19 protein-coding genes are annotated in these 17,073 nt (G+C 45.8%); 6 read left to right on the top strand and 13 right to left on the bottom strand.

The genetic code is table 11. From position 1 onward, the window contains the following. The first annotated feature begins 73 nt into the window (after window positions 1-73). Window positions 74-691, top strand: a complete 618-nt coding sequence (locus HP570_RS18760; RefSeq protein ID WP_015893144.1) for a DUF47 domain-containing protein — start codon at window positions 74-76, stop codon at window positions 689-691. Window positions 692-709: 18 nt separating this feature from the next. Then, window positions 710-1,717 carry an inorganic phosphate transporter gene (locus tag HP570_RS18765; protein WP_173626722.1) on the top strand — a complete coding sequence of 336 codons (1,008 nt, stop codon included), beginning with the start codon at window positions 710-712 and terminating at the stop codon, window positions 1,715-1,717. A 318-nt stretch (window positions 1,718-2,035) separates the two neighbouring features. Here HP570_RS18765 and HP570_RS18770 read toward each other — a convergent pair whose 3' ends face one another. The 5 genes from HP570_RS18770 to HP570_RS18790 all read right to left on the bottom strand — a co-directional run bounded on the left by HP570_RS18770 (window position 2,036) and on the right by HP570_RS18790 (window position 7,662). Further along, the gene (locus HP570_RS18770) at window positions 2,036-3,493 is read right to left on the bottom strand and encodes a hypothetical protein (protein WP_173626723.1); all 1,458 of its coding nucleotides are present in this window, start codon (window positions 3,491-3,493) and stop codon (window positions 2,036-2,038) included. Further along, on the bottom strand, window positions 3,474-4,016 hold the full coding sequence (locus tag HP570_RS18775) for an RNA polymerase sigma factor (RefSeq protein ID WP_015893149.1): 543 nt from the start codon (window positions 4,014-4,016) through the stop codon (window positions 3,474-3,476). The genes HP570_RS18770 and HP570_RS18775 overlap by 20 nt, the downstream gene beginning before the upstream one ends. Window positions 4,017-4,032: 16 nt before the next feature. After that, the gene (locus tag HP570_RS18780) at window positions 4,033-5,652 is read right to left on the bottom strand and encodes a YcdB/YcdC domain-containing protein (protein WP_173626724.1); all 1,620 of its coding nucleotides are present in this window, start codon (window positions 5,650-5,652) and stop codon (window positions 4,033-4,035) included. A 200-nt stretch (window positions 5,653-5,852) separates the two neighbouring features. Beyond that, the gene (locus tag HP570_RS18785) at window positions 5,853-6,023 is read right to left on the bottom strand and encodes an RNA polymerase sigma factor (protein WP_254495365.1); all 171 of its coding nucleotides are present in this window, start codon (window positions 6,021-6,023) and stop codon (window positions 5,853-5,855) included. Window positions 6,024-6,039: 16 nt separating this feature from the next. Next, window positions 6,040-7,662, bottom strand: coding sequence for a YcdB/YcdC domain-containing protein (locus tag HP570_RS18790; protein WP_173626725.1), 1,623 nt, complete (start codon window positions 7,660-7,662; stop codon window positions 6,040-6,042). Window positions 7,663-7,912: 250 nt separating this feature from the next. On the opposite strand from HP570_RS18790, the gene HP570_RS18795 reads away from it, so the two are divergent. Continuing rightward, window positions 7,913-8,302, top strand: coding sequence for a cupredoxin domain-containing protein (locus HP570_RS18795; protein WP_173626726.1), 390 nt, complete (start codon window positions 7,913-7,915; stop codon window positions 8,300-8,302). Here HP570_RS18795 and HP570_RS18800 read toward each other — a convergent pair. The 3 genes from HP570_RS18800 to HP570_RS18810 form a co-directional block, all read right to left on the bottom strand. Next, a complete protein-coding gene (locus HP570_RS18800) occupies window positions 8,292-9,512 on the bottom strand; it encodes an MFS transporter (RefSeq protein ID WP_173626727.1) in 1,221 nt (406 codons plus the stop codon). The two genes, HP570_RS18795 and HP570_RS18800, sit on opposite strands and share 11 nt — an antisense overlap. 67 nt (window positions 9,513-9,579) lie before the next feature. Continuing rightward, window positions 9,580-10,515: a 4-hydroxy-3-methylbut-2-enyl diphosphate reductase gene (locus tag HP570_RS18805; protein WP_173626728.1), complete on the bottom strand. Its 936-nt coding sequence runs from the start codon at window positions 10,513-10,515 to the stop codon at window positions 9,580-9,582. Between the two features lie 60 nt (window positions 10,516-10,575). Then, window positions 10,576-11,505 carry a ketopantoate reductase family protein gene (locus tag HP570_RS18810; protein WP_173626729.1) on the bottom strand — a complete coding sequence of 310 codons (930 nt, stop codon included), beginning with the start codon at window positions 11,503-11,505 and terminating at the stop codon, window positions 10,576-10,578. A gap of 225 nt (window positions 11,506-11,730) precedes the next feature. Here HP570_RS18810 and glnA point away from each other — a divergent pair, with 225 nt between their 5' ends. After that, window positions 11,731-13,149 carry a type I glutamate--ammonia ligase gene (gene glnA / locus HP570_RS18815; RefSeq protein ID WP_173626730.1) on the top strand — a complete coding sequence of 473 codons (1,419 nt, stop codon included), beginning with the start codon at window positions 11,731-11,733 and terminating at the stop codon, window positions 13,147-13,149. 121 nt (window positions 13,150-13,270) lie between these two features. Continuing rightward, window positions 13,271-13,984, top strand: a complete 714-nt coding sequence (locus HP570_RS18820) for a L,D-transpeptidase family protein (protein ID WP_173626731.1) — start codon at window positions 13,271-13,273, stop codon at window positions 13,982-13,984. Window positions 13,985-14,006: 22 nt separating this feature from the next. Here the strand turns inward: HP570_RS18820 and HP570_RS18825 are convergent, their stop codons facing one another. From HP570_RS18825 to HP570_RS18840, 4 genes are all read right to left on the bottom strand, one after another. Further along, window positions 14,007-14,291, bottom strand: coding sequence for a hypothetical protein (locus HP570_RS18825; RefSeq protein WP_064201553.1), 285 nt, complete (start codon window positions 14,289-14,291; stop codon window positions 14,007-14,009). A 73-nt stretch (window positions 14,292-14,364) separates the two neighbouring features. After that, the gene (locus HP570_RS30075) at window positions 14,365-14,496 is read right to left on the bottom strand and encodes a YjcZ family sporulation protein (RefSeq protein WP_081437273.1); all 132 of its coding nucleotides are present in this window, start codon (window positions 14,494-14,496) and stop codon (window positions 14,365-14,367) included. Between the two features lie 195 nt (window positions 14,497-14,691). After that, window positions 14,692-15,246, bottom strand: coding sequence for a delta-aminolevulinic acid dehydratase (locus HP570_RS18835; RefSeq protein ID WP_173626732.1), 555 nt, complete (start codon window positions 15,244-15,246; stop codon window positions 14,692-14,694). 200 nt (window positions 15,247-15,446) lie between these two features. Beyond that, the gene (locus HP570_RS18840; RefSeq protein ID WP_173626733.1) at window positions 15,447-15,941 is read right to left on the bottom strand and encodes a hypothetical protein; all 495 of its coding nucleotides are present in this window, start codon (window positions 15,939-15,941) and stop codon (window positions 15,447-15,449) included. A 198-nt stretch (window positions 15,942-16,139) separates the two neighbouring features. Here HP570_RS18840 and HP570_RS18845 point away from each other — a divergent pair, with 198 nt between their 5' ends. Then, window positions 16,140-16,601: a DIP1984 family protein gene (locus tag HP570_RS18845; protein WP_142496998.1), complete on the top strand. Its 462-nt coding sequence runs from the start codon at window positions 16,140-16,142 to the stop codon at window positions 16,599-16,601. 284 nt (window positions 16,602-16,885) lie between these two features. Here the strand turns inward: HP570_RS18845 and HP570_RS18850 are convergent, their stop codons facing one another. Beyond that, a complete protein-coding gene (locus HP570_RS18850; RefSeq protein ID WP_172801895.1) occupies window positions 16,886-17,050 on the bottom strand; it encodes a hypothetical protein in 165 nt (54 codons plus the stop codon). Between the last annotated feature and the right edge of the window lie 23 nt (window positions 17,051-17,073).

Consider the following 17,073-nt stretch of genomic DNA (forward strand, 5'->3'; position numbering starts at 1 on the left):
GAAAAAGTGAATAATCCCCATCCCCTCCACTCAAAATACTCCTATTCGGGTTTTCGAAGTGGAGGTTTGTTTAATGCTTTTTACCAAATCGGATGCACTCTTGGATGACTTGTATGAGATTGCGAAAAATGTGCATCAGACGGCGATCTATTTTAATGAATACAAAATCACTTCATTAGAGACAGTCAAAACCTTTGCTACAGAGATGAAGGAGTACGAAACAAAGGGCGACAAACTCATCCATGAAATCATCGTGCAAATCAACAAGACATTTATTACCGCAATCGAGCGTGAGGACGTTCTGGACCTTGCCGTCAAGCTGGATGATGTGCTGGACGGATTGGAGTTTTGCGCTTCGCGACTCTATATGTACGATATCATGGAACCAGATCAAACGATGGTGCAATTCGGACAACTCATCGAAGAAGCTACCAAGCAAATTCTTCTCGCCATCGAACTGCTTCAAAAGCAAAAGTTGTCTGCTATGAAGGAGTACATCATCCGCATTAACGATTTGGAAAGCGAAGGGGATGAATTGGTGCGGAGCAGCATTCGGCAATTGTTCAAAAACTCAAGCGATCCCATTCACATTATGCAGCTCAAAGAGGTTTACGAAGTGCTCGAAGATGTCATGGATCATTGCGAGGATGTCGCGGATGCGATGGAATCCGTGATCATGGGCAACTCTTAAACAAGGAGACCTACTTTCATGTATACGAGCCTTCCTCTTGTGATTGCCGTTATCATTTTGGCTGTTTTCTTTGATTTCATCAACGGGTTTCACGACACTGCCAATGCCATCGCAACCACCGTATCCACCAAGGCTCTCCCGCCTAAGATTGCCATTTGCCTAGCGGCTATCATGAACTTTATCGGTGCCCTGACATTTACCGGGGTCGCCAAAACTATTGGTGGAGATATCGCCGATCCAACCAAGCTGGAATTCGGTGTGCTTGTGGTCATGGCTGCTCTCTTGGCTGCGATTCTTTGGAATTTGATTACGTGGTGGTACGGTATCCCCAGCAGTTCGTCTCACGCTCTCATCGGCTCACTCGTAGGGGCAGTCCTCGCTTCCGCCGGGAGTGCGCAAATCAACTGGATTGGTTTTTCAAAAATATTCGAGGCACTTATTGTGTCACCGGTTATTGCGCTCGTTGCCGCTTACCTCATGATGAATTTGGTTTATTTCATTTTTAGTCGGATCATGGTTCCTCCTTCCAAGGTCAACCGGGGATTTCGCTTCTTTCAGATTTTCACGGCGGCCCTGCAATCCTTTACACATGGAACGAATGACGCACAAAAAGCGATGGGCATTATCGTGTTCGCTCTCGTTGCCGCTGACCTGCATGCAGATACCAGCACGATTCCTTTCTGGGTGCAGTTCATTTGTGCCCTCGCGATGGGCTTGGGAACCTCTATCGGAGGCTGGAAAATCATCAAGACGGTCGGAGGCAAAATCACCAAGATTGAACCGATTAATGGAGCCACTGCCGATCTCACTTCGTCTTCGATCATTTTTACCTTTACGCAGTTAGGCTTGCCTGTGAGCTCTACCCATGTCATCTCTTCCGGGATCATGGGGGTCGGTGCAGCCAAACGGCTAAAAAGCGTCAATTGGGGCGTTGCCAAACGCATCGTGATCACCTGGTTTATTACGCTGCCGATTTCTGCCTTGCTCGCAGCGGCCATTTATTTGTTGTTACATGTATTTATCTAAAAGCAAAAGGGACGAGTAACAGGCTCGCCCCTTTTTTCTGTTATCCGAATGAAAAGCCCAAGTAAGACTTTTCATTTTGTATAGATAATCGCACATCGTCCAAATACTTACGTCTTTCCGCGCCGGTCCCGTTGGTACTGTCTTCGTCAACAACGATGCAAAATCCTCACCGAAAAGATGTCGGTCGTCTCGTCCTCGTAATGAATCTCAATCGTAAACTTCTTCGGGTGGAGCTGAAAGGTGTGCTTACGATCACTTAACGGTAGATGATTGAACATGACCAGATTCGAAGTAGCGCAAATAGGCAGCCCGGTCGTTTTATTGTTTCATCTGGTACACCAGATAGGGTGCTGGCGTCCGTTTTCCGTTTAATTCTGGCCAAACATAAAGCAGTTCCAGTGAGGGACTATTCCCCTTGTTAGGCTCTGTAGACGCTTTCCCTATTTCTGAAAAATTCCCTTCCAGGCCTACTACCTGTCTACTGGTGCTATCCACCCAAACCTTATACTTGTGACTCTCCGCTCTTGCTCCTTGTGTAATGGCAATGAAGTCTATCCTGATTGCTGAGTCTTCCACCACCGCGCCCTCCATTGCAAGCTGCGTGATTTGTCTTGGCAAATAGTACGCCAGTTTTTTGACACCGATTTGGGCTGCTTCTGCTTGAGACAGCTTCGGGGAAGTATGTGACTCCGTATTTGTTTTCATCTGATACGCCAGCAGTTGACCAGATTTCTTGGCAAACCTCGCAGTGAGATAAGTAGCATCTGTCATTTTCCACGTATATTCCATGTACGATTCGTGTTCTTCTCTTGATAATGGACGGTTATCCCCTTCGATACGTACACCGAACTCTTTCTGGATCAGAGTGGCTATCTCCTCATCTGAGTTGGCCATGAGCAGCTTACCTTGTGCCTGAATCGGGATGAGGCTATAGCTTCCAGTTGCTGCCACGCTCTGAAAGCGATGATCGAGGACTTCCCCGTTCAATGCGTTGATATAGCCTGCAAAAGCCGCTACTTCTTCTTGCTTCAAACTGGCTGTCAGCCTTTGTACTGCTTCCTCTTTGGAAATTGCTTTTTCTGGATTGGGAAATAGCGAGAGGTCTGCTTCTCCATCGAGATTCTCTTCCATGACCATACCCGCTGGTGTTCCATCTGACTTCAAGTGAACCTTCACGACACTGTCGGCGAACGGTATACCGTTAATGACGCGTAGAAAAACAGCCGTATCTTTTTCCAGATGGTTAGAAGCGAGTTGATATTGCTTACTTTTATCGCCTAATTTCTGCTTCATATATTGCTCGACAGACAGCGTTGGCGTATTGCTTGCCGTGGCTGCCGTTTTTGGCAGTGCTTGGCTTTTGGGGAGCGATTGTGATTGCGTAATGACACTCTGTTCTTTCTGTTTGGGCTGTTCTTTCACCTGGCTTATTTTCCGCTGCTCGGCAACAGGAGGAATACTCCTTTGCTCCGGTATGTCCTTCTCTTTTGCCAGTGAAGGCGCATTCTCTGCAGGCTGCTCCGTACGTACACTGCTAGTCCCATTTGGTGCTTCTTTTCCGTCAGGCACAGCTACCAAGAGAGCCAGTACGACAGTTGCAGCTGCACCTCCTGTCATCGACAAGATACGGCCCACTTTTTTCCTCTGCTTCATCTGCCTTGCCTGTTTAACCAGCGTCTGATCCAAATAGGTGACAAATTCCTGACGTGGGGGTGGGTCCTGCCTTCTTAACTCTCGCAGCTGGACCGTCAGCTTCTCATCCTCTAGCCCACTCATTTAGAAAGCCCCCTTCCTCCGTATCATCCATCATTTCTTTGACCAGCTTTAATGCCCGATGGGTGTTTACTTTCACCTTGGATTCCGATACACCCAGGATTTCTGCCGTCTCCTTGACGCTGTATTCCTCGATGCAACGCAAAATCAGAACCAGACGATAATGGGGCGCTAGCTTTTGGATCGCTTGCTTCAGCTCACGAACGTTTTCCCGCTTGGTCAGGACATTTTCCGGACTCCCTTCCTTGGTCGCCAGCTTCATCAGCCAGTTTTCTGAGAAAAAGGACTTGACCTTCTGCTTGCGATGCTGGTCAATCGCCGCATGCTTGGCAATGGAGAAGAGCCATGTTTTCAGAGTGACTCTGCCATCAAATCCGGCGAGCCCCTTTAACACTCTCGTAAAAACCTCCTGCGTCAAATCCTCGGCATCATTCTGGTTGCCCGTAAAATGGAGCAGAAAGTAGTAAACGTCCTGATAGTGAGCATGATAGATCGCGCTGATCCTCTGCTCGATATCCTCCTGCACGGGTTAGCCTCCTGTCTTAGTACGGACTTTTATGAAATTCAGCTGCAGTAGTAAATTTGCCGGTTAGGGCATCCATTTCTTGGTGGTCTAGAGATATGGCTGTTCTGTACACCAGAATGGGTTGATAACTTGGGTTATCCGACAAAATATCGGCATCCGATGTGAAATATTGCAGCTCCAGTGGACGCACTTTCAAGTATTCCTTTAGCGCCTGCTCATGTGATACAGCCTTTTTGGGGTCAGGCAGAATGAGTGGTTCCCAAGATACATCATACATATGCAGACCTTTCACCTCTCCCGTGATACGGTCTATTCTGATAGAAATCTCATCATCCAGAACGGGAATCCCTTCGTGCACATTTACAAACTTGAAACCCTGCTCAGCGCCTCTCTGTCGAAACTCTGCTGTCCCAATCGGCATCACTTCTTTTACATGCTTTGGTCCGTACTTTTCCAGCGCAGTAATAGCTAGTTTCATCGATTCTTCTGGCGTTAGCCATTTCTTTCCGTTTGGATCTTCTTCAGGGTATTCTCTTTCTTTCTTTTTCTTGTCAACCACACCGTAGCTCATGAATCGTCCTGTTTCTTCCTCCGTTACAATTATAGCCTCCAAGTCTTTATTGATTTCATGTGTATATTCCTTACCTTTCGTATCTTCAGAAATGCCTTCTTTTATTTTTTCAGCTTTGCTCTCGATCCCAAAAGCAGCGAACAAAGCTGCTGCTTCCTCTGTCGTCTTTACGGTTACTTCCTTACCGACAGGATTCACTCTGACAATGGGGTTATATGCACTCCCCGAACCATCATAATCAGGAACTTCCTCGCCTGTTTTGGCATCGATAAATTGCGAGAATTCCGATTTGTAGCGTAAGGTAGGAGAGCCATACAAGTATTCCTTCGTTTTCTCGTCCCATCTCTCTACTGGCTGTTTCAAATAAAAGAGCTTCAGGTGTTTGGCGAAAGCTTTTTCAGCCTGATCCTTGGATATGGCTTCCTTAGGATCAGCAAACTTCAAATCTTCGAGGGCTGGTGCATCATCGCCCCCGAGCCCGTATAAGCCTTCCCCTTTTGATATAACTTCCCCCTTGCTGTTTACGGTTAGATTAACATTCACATTCAAATATGGAAGACCGTTTACCTGTTTCGTAAACAAAGCTTCATTTTGATCCGAATAATTAGGGTTATATTTGAAGCCACCCATATCTGCTCCGTACCATTGCTTCATAAAATCTGTTGCTTTGCTGACTACCTTGTCATGCTCAATCTTCGGTCTGCCTTCTTCGGGAAATTCCTCGTTGTAGCGAAAAGTATTGGGATTCCCTTGTTTATCCAAACTGAATTCAAAAGACGGCTTCTTCTTCTCCTTGGACGTTTGCAAGATGATGGTTATACGATTCGTTCCATCATTTTTTTCTAAAATCTCAAGCGTACTGTAAGAAAAGTTGGCTAAATACGGCAGCCTTTCCTTTACCTTTTGGATTGCAAGCTCTACCTTCCCTTTCCATTCAGGTGCAAGCTCCTTTGCCTTGCTCTCCTCGGCCAGCACTTGACCATTATTCGTCAGATAGATTGGCGTAGTAGCAAGTAGAGTTGCAATTGTTAACGAAAAAATCACTTTATTCAGCTTTTTCATCATTTACATCCTCCCGTATTTTTTTCAACATTAATTAATCGTAAGAAATAGCAAAAGGTTACAAAAAAATACAAAATAAAAAAAGGCTGTTGAATCAATCATCAACAGTCTTTTTTATTTTGCATGACAGGGCTTCAGCTCACGAACGTGTTCCCTCTTGGTCAGGACGTTTTCCGGACTCCCTTCCTTGGTCGCCAGCTTCATCAGCCAGTTTTCTGAGAAAAAGAACTTGACCTTCTGCTTGCGATGCTGGTCAATCGCGTCAAATCCTCGGCATCATTCTGGTTGCCCGTAAAATGGAGCAGAAAGTAGTAAACGTCCTGATAGTGAGCATGATAGATCGCGCTGATCCGCTGCTCGATATCCTCCTGCACGGGTTAGCCTCCTGTCTTAGTACGGACTGTAATGAATTTCACCTGTAGTAGTAAATTTACCGGTTAGGGCATCAATTTCTCGGTGGTCTAGAGATATGGCTGTTCTGTACACTAGAATGGGTTGATAGTTTCGGTTATCCGACTCAATATCGACATTTGATGTGAAATATTGCAGCTCCAGTGGACGCACTTTCAAGTATTCCTTTAGCGCCTGCTCATGTGATACAGCCTTTTTGGGGTCAGGCAGAATGAGTGGTTCCCAAGATACATCCCCCATATGCAGACCTACCACCTCTCCCGTGATACGGTCTATTCTGATAAAAATCTCATCATCCAGAACGGGAATCCCTTCGTGCACATTTACAAACTTGAAGCCCAGCGCAGCGCCTCTCTGTTGAAACTCTGCTGTCCCAATCGGCATCACTTCTTTTAAATGCTTTGGTCCGTACTTTTCCAACGCAGCAATAGCTAGTTTCATCGATTCTTCTGGTGTTAGCCATTTCTTTCCATTCGGATCTTCTTTAGGGAATTTTATTTCTTTCTTTCTCTTATCAACCACACGGTAGCTCATGAATCGTCCTGTTTCTTCCTCCGTTTCAATTTCAGCATCAAAGTCTTTATTGATTTCATGTGTATATTTCTTACCTTTCGTATCTTCAGAAATGCCTTCATTTATTTTTTCAGCTTTGCTCTCGATCCCAAAAGCAGCGAACATAGCTGCTGCTTCCTCTGTCGTCTTTACGGTTACTTCCTTACCGACAGGATTCACTTTGACAATGGGATTATATGCACTCCCCGAACCGTCATAAGCAGGAACTTCCTTGCCTGTTTTGGCATCGATAAATTCCGAGAATTCCGATTTGTAGCGTAATGTAGGAGAGCCATACAAGTATTTCTTCGTTTTCTCGTCCCATCTCTCTACTGGCTGTTTCAAATAAAAGAGCTTCAGGTGTTTGGCGAAGGCTTTTTCAGCCTGCTCCTTGGATATGGCTTCCTTTGGATCAGCAAACTTCATATTTTCCAAGGCGGGTGCATCGTCTCCAAGATTATATTTATGTAAACCTGATCCTTTCGAAATAATTTCTCCTTTGCTGTTTACGGTTAGACGAACATTGATATTCAGATACGGAAGTCCGTTTACCAGTTTTGTAAAATGGGCCTCGTTGTCCTTTGAATAGTTAGGGTTATAGGCAAAGCCGCCCATATCTGGACCATACCATTGCTTCATAAAATCTGTTGCTTTGCTGACTACCTTCTCATGCTCAATCTTCGGCCTTCCTTCTTCGGGAAATTCCTCGTCGTAGCTAAACCTATCGGGATTCCCTTGTTTATCCAAACCAAATGCAAAAGACGGTTTCTTCTTCTCCTTGGACGTTTGCAAGATGATGGTTATATCATTCGTTCCATCATCTTTTTCTAAAATCTCAAGCGTACTGTAAGAAAAATCGGATAAATATGGCAACCTTTCCTTTACCTTTTGGATTGCAAGCTCTACCTTCACTTTCCATTCAGGTGCGAGCTCCTTTGCCTTGCTCTCCTCCGCCAGCACTTGACCATTATTCGTCAGATAGATTGGCGTAGTAGCAAGTAGAGTTGCAGTTGTTACCGAAAAAATCACTTTATTCAGCTTTTTCATCATTTACATCCTCCCGTATTTTTTCAATGTTAATTAATCGCAATAAGTGGCAAAAGGTTACAAAAAATACAAAATAAAAAGGCTGTTGAATCAAATCAATTATCAACAGTCTTTTTATTTTGCATGACAGGGAAAGATACGTTTTTCCACCCCTTCTTCAATCGAATAGGGAAAAAGTGTTTATCCCCCTCACTCCGGGGACAGGATAATAGTAACTTCCCATGCTATTGTCCTCAAAGGAGTTGAAAGCAAAATGTCTCGTCACTGGTATCGGCAGCTTCGTTATCCAATCATCGCTCTGGCTGTGACATTAACGCTACTTTGGACGCATCATTCCCATCGCCTACCCGCTTCGTACGCTATCGCGACGCGGACACATACCGTTACGATTTCTAGCGCTGGCTTTTTGCCCAATCAATTGACTGCACACGAAGGAGAGCGAGTCTCGTTGATGATCGTCAACACCGATACGCGCCCTCACAATCTATCCATTCGTGATCTGAACCTTACATCCACAGAATTGAAGCCGACTCAATCGACTCTCTTGCAGTTTTCAGCCGCCAAACGTGGTCGGTATCATTTCGTATCAGACGCACCTGGCTATCCGGAAACAGGCTTCCAAGGCATGCTCGTCATTGACTAGCTTGCACTTCTTCGTCTGGTGAGATTTGCTTCCACCGTCCGAATTTTATCATGAGCAGAGGAATGATCCCGATCGCGGTGATGATTCCAAAAAACAAATAAATGGCGAGCACCGAAAATGAATCTTTGATCCACCCTGCTACCAAATTACAAAACATCGATCCAAGCCCGCCTCCCACTGAAAAGAAGATGGCCAGCGCCGTCACCTGAAGGGATGCGGGTGTATTTTCGCGCACAAATTGGGCTGCCGTTGCCAAATAAAAGCCTACTGAAATCCCCTGCACAAAGAACATCGTAATCACGGCAGTCGTACTTGGAGCGGAGCTATACCAAAACCAGCGCATCGTGCAAAAAATCGCTGATAGCAAGAGCGTCAACTCTAGTCCCCACCTGCGAACAATATAACCGGCCAGCTTCATAAAAGGAGCCTCACTGCCTGCAAACAATAAGAAGGCAAGACCGATCCCGGCAATGGTCCCTCCGATATCCTGATAAAACAGGGAAAACCAAATATTATTGGCGTTTACAGAACCCATCATGCAGAACGATGAAATCAAAAACAACGCAAATCGCGGAATTCGTGCCAAATCCCTTATCCCCGCCAGCATACTGACGCGAAACCGCGATGCCTCTGTCACTTCTTCCGGAACCTTCCGAAGAAACAGAATAGCAATTAGAAACGCCAAGCAAAACGAGTAAAAAAGAAAATGTGGCCCCCACCGCTCAACGAGAAGACCTGTGATGAATGCCGCCAGTGCAAAGCCGATTGCTCCCCACAAGCGAATGTCGCCGAACTGCATGCCATGTCCCTTGGCATAACCGAGAGCCAAGCTATCTGAGATAGGAACGACGGCACTTTGAAAAAACGACAACAATATGTAGAGCAAGAAGACGTAGACAAAGGTGGAGACACCCGTAAAGAGAAGTCCCACCAATCCGGTGATGGTCAATGTCAGAATCAGCACAGTTTTGCGAATTTGATAGCGATCACAGATCATACCCCACATCGGCTGTGCCACGATGGAAACGATCGGCGCGACTGCACTGATGAGACCGATTTGGGTCCCAGTTAGATGAATGGATTCGTAGTATTGCGTAATAAGCGGAGCAAAAGCGCCAAACCCGTAGTAAATAAAAAGATAAAGGGCGCAAAGACTTACGTATCTGCCTTTTGCGCCCCCCAGCCCGAAACCGGAAAGTGATTCTGGCATATAACTCTCCTATTTTGAGGTTAATTAACCGTGTAAGGAAACATAACACAGAGCATGCCTACATGATTTATTTTACCGTTGGCAATATTTTCGCCATGTTAACGGTCCGTTTTTTCTCCCATGTAGCCGGGTTGAACTCATCGAACTGCTCCAGGAAGGAGATGACTTCCTTCGTCAATGGAGTCGGCGTCGAAGCGCCAGAAGTAACCGCCACATTTTTCTTTCCACGTAACCATTCAATGTCTAGCTCAGACAAATCAGCGATTCGATACGACGGAACATCCGCGATTTCTTCTGAGACCTGTGCCAAACGATTGGAGTTGTTGCTGCGCGGATCGCCTACGACGATACACAAATCTGCCTCTCCTACTTGCTCCGCTACAGCTTCCTGACGAACCTGCGTAGCGAGACAAATCTCATTATGCACTTCCACGCCAGGAAAACGCTTAAGAATGGCGTCCATCAGATGTTTGACATCCCACTGACTCATCGTCGTCTGGTTCGTAACGATCAGCTTGTCTGTTGGCAGATCGAGTGCGTCCAGCTCTTCCAGCTTTTGAACCAGATGTACGTGATCCGGCGCGATCCCCATAGCGCCCTCTGGCTCAGGATGTCCTTTTTTTCCAATGTAGAGCACATGATAGCCTTCCGCTACTTTTTCACGGATCAAATCATGTGTCTTCGTTACATCTGGGCAAGTCGCGTCGACAACGGTCAAGCCTTTATCGCGGGCTTTCTTGCGCACCTCAGGAGACACACCATGGGCCGTGAAGATGATCGTTCCCTCCTGAACCTGATCCAAGAGAGCGAGCCGATCCTCTCCATCCAATGTTTTTATCCCTTGTTTTTCAAACGCCTCGACGACGTGAGCATTGTGTACGATCATGCCCAAAATATGAATCGGGCGGGGCAAGTCAAAGTTTTGCGCTGTTCGCAGTGCCAATACCATGGCATCTACCACACCGTAGCAATATCCACGGGGGGAAATCTTGATGACTTCCATCTTTACCCCTCCTACTTTTTATAATGCGTAAGCGAAAGACATTTCACCCAATATTATACCTTATTTGTCTCCTGCACGCTTCTGTTCGTAAACCTTCAGATTATTGTAGACAACTTTTAAAAGCGGTGTGGACACGCCTTTTTGTTCTGCTCGCTCCAAGAGGTAGCCTTGAAGATGATCTGCTTCCACCGGAAGACCTTTTTCCATATCGCGCAGCATGGACGATTTCGTTTGAGGACGCTGATTTTGGAAAGTCTCCATTTGTTTGTCGACGATATCCGGCTTGATTGGTGCCTCCAAAGCGTTCATGACAGAAGCGATTTCGTCTGCGAGCTGACGTGTCAGCTCTACACCCCAAGCCGATTCCCGAATCGGTCCAACAGCGGAGTTCATCAGTGTGGTAATACCGGAAAACGTCGCAATAAACAAGTATTTGTGCCAGGCTTCTCGTTGAATATTTGTACTGGCACGCATCGTTCCATTGATCTTGGAAAAGGCTTGCTCCATTCGCTCTACACGCTCACTTTTGCCGCCTTCCCACTCACCGAAAACTGCATCATGAATCGGACTTGTCTGCACGACATCGCCACCAGCATTCAGAGTCGTCTCAATGAAACAAAGACCACCGAGCACGCGCTCCCGCCCAAAACGATCCCACAACACTTCCATATGCGCAATTCCGTTCAGCAGCGGAATGACGACTGTGTCCTCGCCTACGTACGGAGCGATGGCATCCACGCTATCTTCCAGCGTGTAGGCTTTGTTGGATAACAGCACAACATCAAATGGTCCTGCTTCCTCCCCTGCTTGAATCAGTTGTGGCTGCTCCAAAAGCAAATCTCCATGAACGCTCTGAATGCGCAAGCCTCGCTCCTGCAACTGTTTGTATCTACGCTCACGCACAAGAAACGTTACATCTACTCCCGATTCAACCAGCCTGCCACCAAAATAACCGCCAATGCCCCCTGCTCCCAGTACGAGAACCTTCATCTATACCGCCTCCGCGTTTATAAGTCTTGGTTTGTCTACATTTTATTAGAAAGTAACCATTTTCTAAACCCCACAATATAATGTTAGAAAACCTAACAAACAAAGTAAGAAAACCTCTTGACGAACAATAATAATTGTCGATATAATTCAAAATATAAAAACCAAGCAAAAACCGAACGTTGATAGTAAATTCATAACTTTAATTCGTGAATGGAGTGAATCTTGTTGGATATGAAAACAGTCCTGTCCACAATTGACGCGGAAAAAGTGGAATATGTAGATTTTCGAATCGTTGACCTGCTCGGCCGCCAGCACCATGTCACCGTTCCTGCCTACGCGGTAGATGAAGGAACATTCCGCAACGGCGTCGCATTTGACGGCTCCAGTCTAATCGGCTACAAGTCCATTGAAGAAAGCGACATGGTGGCAATGCCCGATCCAGCAACCGCCTTCATCGATCCTTTCGTAGAAGCCAAAACCATGAATATCATCTGCAACATCGTCAACCCAGACAACACCGTCTACACACGCGATCCTCGCGGCATTGCCCTCAAGGCTGAAACCTATCTGCAACAATCCGGCCTCGCTACCGCTGCTTACTTTGGCCCTGAATCCGAATTCTTCCTCTTTGACAACGTACGCTATGCCTCTGGTCCGTCTGGTTCCTTCTTCCACATCGATTCAGAAGAAGCTTTCTGGAACACAGGTAAAGAAGGACAAAACCTCGGCTACAAGGTACGCAACAAGGGCGGATACTTCCCTGTTCAACCGACCGATTCCCAAATGGATATCCGAAATGAAATGTGCACGCTGATGACAAAATGCGGCTTGCATGTCGAGCGCCATCACCATGAGGTGGCAACAGCCGGTCAAGGTGAGATTAATTTCCGCTTCGATACACTGACTCATACAGCAGATAATCTATTGCTATTCAAATACATCGTGCGAAACGTAGCTGCCAAACACGGCAAAACTGCTACCTTCATGCCAAAACCAATCGTTGGTGACAACGGATCTGGCATGCACGTTCACCAAAGCTTGTTTAACGGCGATACCCCATTGTTTTATGAGCAAGGCGGCTACGCAAACCTAAGTGAGACTGCGCTGCACTACATTGGTGGTATTTTGCACCACGCCCCTGCGTTAATCGCCCTGACTAACCCGAGCACCAACTCGTTTAAGCGGCTGGTTCCCGGCTACGAAGCACCAGTGAATCTGGTCTTCTCCAAAGGAAATCGCTCTGCTGCCGTTCGGATTCCGATTGCTGCCGTTACGCCAAAAGCGTCCCGCATTGAGTTCCGCACTCCGGACTCTACTGCTAACCCGTACTTGGCTTTTGCCGCTATGCTGATGGCTGGCCTCGATGGCATCAAGCGCAAGCTCAACCCGCGTGAACTGGGCTTTGGGCCAATGGATAAAAACATCTACGACTTGTCCGATGCGGAAAAGCACGAGATCAAGAGCGCTCCCGCCTCTCTCGCAGAAGCACTTGTCGCATTGGAACAAGACCATGATTTCTTGCTCGAAGGGAATGTTTTCACAAAAGAAGTAATAGAAGGCTGGATTGCACAAAAACGTGGTGAGATTGAACAAGTCGAGCGGACAGTGAATCCAAAAGAGTATGAGCTGTATTACGACCTATAAACAAAGAAACAGCCCTTCTCTGATGAGGAGGGCTTTCACTTTGTCCCGAATAAAATGCTGTTTCCATTCACAAATTAAAGTTGTACTGTGAAAAAAACAGATGATCGGATGAACATAGACAATGGTGAATCGAACGATAACCCTCTTGCTCATTTGTTTTGCTGCCATTCTTCTCTTAACTGTTAGCTTTCCAGTAGGAATTGAAATCGGTCAAAAAATTGTTTACGCCGAGCATTCGTTACCAATCATTAGCGACCAAGGGATTTTTACGATTGAAGTTTATCCCAGGAAACACAAGTTAATTGTCAAAAAGCATGGGAAAACAGTAAAAACGTATCCCGTTGCCGTTGGTAATCCTTCTACACCTACACCAGTTGGAGAATACAAAGTCATATACAAAGGAAAAGATTGGGGACCCTCATTCGGTCCACGATGGTTAGGCTTAAACGTCCCTTGGGGAATTTATGGCATCCACGGCACAAACAAACCATACTCCATCGGACAGCATTTGAGCCATGGTTGTATCCGCATGCGAAACAACGACGTCATCGAACTGTTCAAGATGATTCCACTCGGAACAAAAGTAACGATTTATGGTCATGTATTAGGGGACCCGAGCCACGATCCTAGAGATTTAGCCGAGGGTGACGTTGGTGGAGATGTACAGCTCATTCAATCTCGGTTGAAGAGCGCTGGTTATTATCACGGAATATGCGATGGCAAGTTTCGATCCTCGACAACTGCGGCTCTAAAGAAATTTCAACGGGATCGAAAATTAAAACCAAACGGTGTCGTGTCCATCAAGGTTTACCAAGAGCTGGGGTTGCTGGAATAGCTCCCAACAAGATTCATGATCACTACATAAACCTTCTAAACATACTTCCAAGCCCATTTGCACCTTGGAACGTTCTGAATACCTCGTTCGCTATACGTACACCATTTAAAATAGTACCCATATCAAGGTTTAGATTGGAAACCCTTGGCGGTCGAGACTCTTTTCTCGTCCTACGGCTTGTTTTTGCCCACTCTTGATAATACTGACCAAGGGATTCAGGATTTTTTTGCAGCTTTCTGACCGAAACCTTATTTGACTTGAGCCAGTCAGAGAACTCAGGGGTAAAACCATTGATTTTTCTAGCCAATTTTCCTCCTCACCTCCATTCGTAAATGAATAATGCAAAGGGATTGTATGTCCCTTTGCATTACTTTGTTACCCTAACAATCACAACCGACAATTACCAACAAAATGAAAAGGACCAGGATCAGAGCAAAGTCATCGAAGCCATCAAAGAAACCCATTCTGTCTCCCCCTTTCCTTAGACACACTACTCTATGCGCTTTTCTCATGATTTGCCTGTACCCTCACCTAATAGCAAAAGGACGCAAGCATTTGCCTGCGCCCTTTTTCATCCTATTGCAGTCCGATTTGCGACTTTACTTGCAGAATTCCGCCCTAATCCAAAATATGAGTACCAACAAGAATAATAGCTGACAATTCTCGACACAAAAAGAGCCTCGTACAAGGCTCCCTTTGCGTTGTTATTACTCTTTTACATAAAGCTGGTACATCTCGGTTTCTTCATCAGTTGCTTTTGCGATTCGAAAAGCTTCTTCCACGCTTTTCTTGTTTTGAATTACCTCGTAGAAAAAGCGCAGGGCGAACATCAGCGCAGAACTTCCGTCCGGGTAATCATCTGGCCCGATATACATATGGCAACCACTGTCCAGAAAGGCCTTCGCTAATTCGGGATCACCAAGCGAGCATCCGTTACCTAACACGATTTTTCCATCCAGCTTGGCAAACCGTCTAACCTCGTCAGGACCAAAATTATCCTTTGGTTCTCCTTCCTCGTAAACGTCCTCGCCCAGCTCTGGCATGATGAGACTTCCCTCATCGCCATGGAAATTCAGAATAATCATGTCGGTATTTGGGTAGAGGTCGCTGCCATTCAATACATCGATCAAATCGCTTGGTCGACCAATCCAGTACGTAAAGACTCGAGCTCCAAAATACTCAAGTGTATTTCGGATTGCTTGGCTATCCTGGTCCGTATCCGGACCGACTACTAGGGCAACATTCATTTCAGGTTTACTCATTGTGATATTCCTCCATTTGGTTGTAAGTGGTTTTTATTTATGGGTAAACAAAACCATTTACGTGGAGGGGGTCGGGCCAACTGGTGAATGGCAAGACGTTACTTCTTAATCATCAAGTAGGAAAACTCCTCTTCAATTGGAATATTTTATAAATTTTCAGTAGTATATCACCCAAAACTTGGCGTGTAAAGTTTCTCTAACTATGCAAATCCTTTTTTGATTTTGGACTTTATGTCACGATACAGCTCCCCGTATGTAATCGCATGCTCGATATGCGAATAGGAAAGCACGGAATCGCCATCCTTGCTCTCGCAGCAAGCAAAGAACAGGCTTTCCATCAGATTGTGATTTTCGATGGAATTGGTAATATGAACGCACTCCTCAATCAAATCCTGAGCGTCATGCTTGTAAAAAAGAAACGTCCCTTCTTTGAACGCTCCTTTTTTGTTGGCGTCTTTCCAAATGAGCATGCCTAAGGTAATAAAGTACCCTTCCTGGAAGCGGATCACGCCTGTAATGACCGAATTAATCGTAGTCGGAATGATCGCAATCGAGTCATTGAGCTGATTGACGTATTCATACAACACTTTATTGGATTCTCGAAGATCAGCGATTGGTACATGAAGAAGCTGCTTGTCTCTTAATTTTTCTACGAGTTGCTGAACGCATAGCGTCTTATTCAAAGTTGAAATCACAACCTCATCACTTCTCCCATTGTAAGTAAGTGCCTTCTTTACGTTATTCGTGATGAATGGACATATCCCTACAAAATTCGTACAAATCTTCTTACCTTTTCAGCGGAATATAAGTTTTCCCATATTTTATTTTTTTTACCACAACCAATCAAGCAAACAAGCGTATAAACTATCAGATTGGTTTAGGGGGTTACGGTTGTGAAACTCGCGGAAGCGTTAATCATTCGTGCCGATTATCAAAAGCGAATCGAACAGTTGGGGGACCGCTTGCACCGCAGCGCAAAGGTCCAGGAAGGTGAACAGCCTCCAGAAAATCCTGACGATCTCTTATCTGAGCTGTATCAGTTGTTTGACCAGCTCGAGCGTATTGTTCAGCAAATCAATCGAACCAATGCGTCTTGCCGCTTTAACGAAACAATGACGCTCTCCGATGCGTTAACCAAACGTGATGTTCTCGGTTCAAAACGCAATGAGCTGGCCGACCTGATCAAAGCAGCTACTGTCAAGCATGATCGCTACAGCCGTTCGGAGGTCAAGGTTTGCTCGACTGTTAATATTGCCCAGTTGCAAAAGCAAGTCGACGAGCTGTCCAAGCAGTACCGGGAACTGGATGCAAGCATTCAACAATTCAACTGGTTAACGGAGTTGCAAGAAACCTGACGTAAGAGACATGGAAGTCGGTAGTCTGTCTGCAAAAGGCGAACACGTCCCCATTCAACAGGGTTAATGTTGAAAACTCATTGGTCGGGTCGAGGGGCAACCCTGAGGGTTCAAATCCCTCTCTCACATAAGAAGCCCAGTAATGTGACATGAGTAATGCGTACTTGGTATTGTAACTACCGTGTGTTGATTTTGTCTGACAGACGAGGGTGGGTACGGGGATCATTCCATGTAAAAAAGCCCTTCACGCCTTTATGTGGCGAGAAGGGCTTCTTGGCGCAAATTTACGCCTTTCCTTTTAGGTAATCATCCTTTATCTTCTTTTCCTGTTCAGCGGTAGTCATGTCTTTCTCCAACACTTGATACATCAGTTCATCCTTCACTTGGCGAGGGATTCCTTTTTCCTGATGATTCGGGACAGATGAACTCGAGACAGAGTCATGTTCCATACTGCGTACCTCCATGGCTTTTT

The sequence above is a fragment of the Brevibacillus sp. RS1.1 genome (assembly GCF_013284365.1).
Taxonomy (GTDB): domain Bacteria; phylum Bacillota; class Bacilli; order Brevibacillales; family Brevibacillaceae; genus Brevibacillus; species Brevibacillus brevis_D.

Excerpts from the sequence above, each read along its gene's own strand:
- HP570_RS18760 (WP_015893144.1), top strand. The coding sequence starts at position 74 with ATGCTTTTTACCAAATCGGATGCACTCTTGGATGACTTGTATGAGATT.
- HP570_RS18765 (WP_173626722.1), top strand. The coding sequence starts at position 710 with ATGTATACGAGCCTTCCTCTTGTGATTGCCGTTATCATTTTGGCTGTT.
- HP570_RS18770 (WP_173626723.1), bottom strand. The coding sequence starts at position 3,493 with ATGAGTGGGCTAGAGGATGAGAAGCTGACGGTCCAGCTGCGAGAGTTA.
- HP570_RS18780 (WP_173626724.1), bottom strand. The coding sequence starts at position 5,652 with ATGATGAAAAAGCTGAATAAAGTGATTTTTTCGTTAACAATTGCAACT.
- HP570_RS18790 (WP_173626725.1), bottom strand. The coding sequence starts at position 7,662 with ATGATGAAAAAGCTGAATAAAGTGATTTTTTCGGTAACAACTGCAACT.
- HP570_RS18795 (WP_173626726.1), top strand. The coding sequence starts at position 7,913 with ATGTCTCGTCACTGGTATCGGCAGCTTCGTTATCCAATCATCGCTCTG.
- HP570_RS18800 (WP_173626727.1), bottom strand. The coding sequence starts at position 9,512 with ATGCCAGAATCACTTTCCGGTTTCGGGCTGGGGGGCGCAAAAGGCAGA.
- HP570_RS18805 (WP_173626728.1), bottom strand. The coding sequence starts at position 10,515 with ATGGAAGTCATCAAGATTTCCCCCCGTGGATATTGCTACGGTGTGGTA.
- HP570_RS18810 (WP_173626729.1), bottom strand. The coding sequence starts at position 11,505 with ATGAAGGTTCTCGTACTGGGAGCAGGGGGCATTGGCGGTTATTTTGGT.
- HP570_RS18820 (WP_173626731.1), top strand. The coding sequence starts at position 13,271 with ATGGTGAATCGAACGATAACCCTCTTGCTCATTTGTTTTGCTGCCATT.
- HP570_RS30075 (WP_081437273.1), bottom strand. The coding sequence starts at position 14,496 with ATGAGAAAAGCGCATAGAGTAGTGTGTCTAAGGAAAGGGGGAGACAGA.
- HP570_RS18835 (WP_173626732.1), bottom strand. The coding sequence starts at position 15,246 with ATGAGTAAACCTGAAATGAATGTTGCCCTAGTAGTCGGTCCGGATACG.
- HP570_RS18850 (WP_172801895.1), bottom strand. The coding sequence starts at position 17,050 with ATGGAACATGACTCTGTCTCGAGTTCATCTGTCCCGAATCATCAGGAA.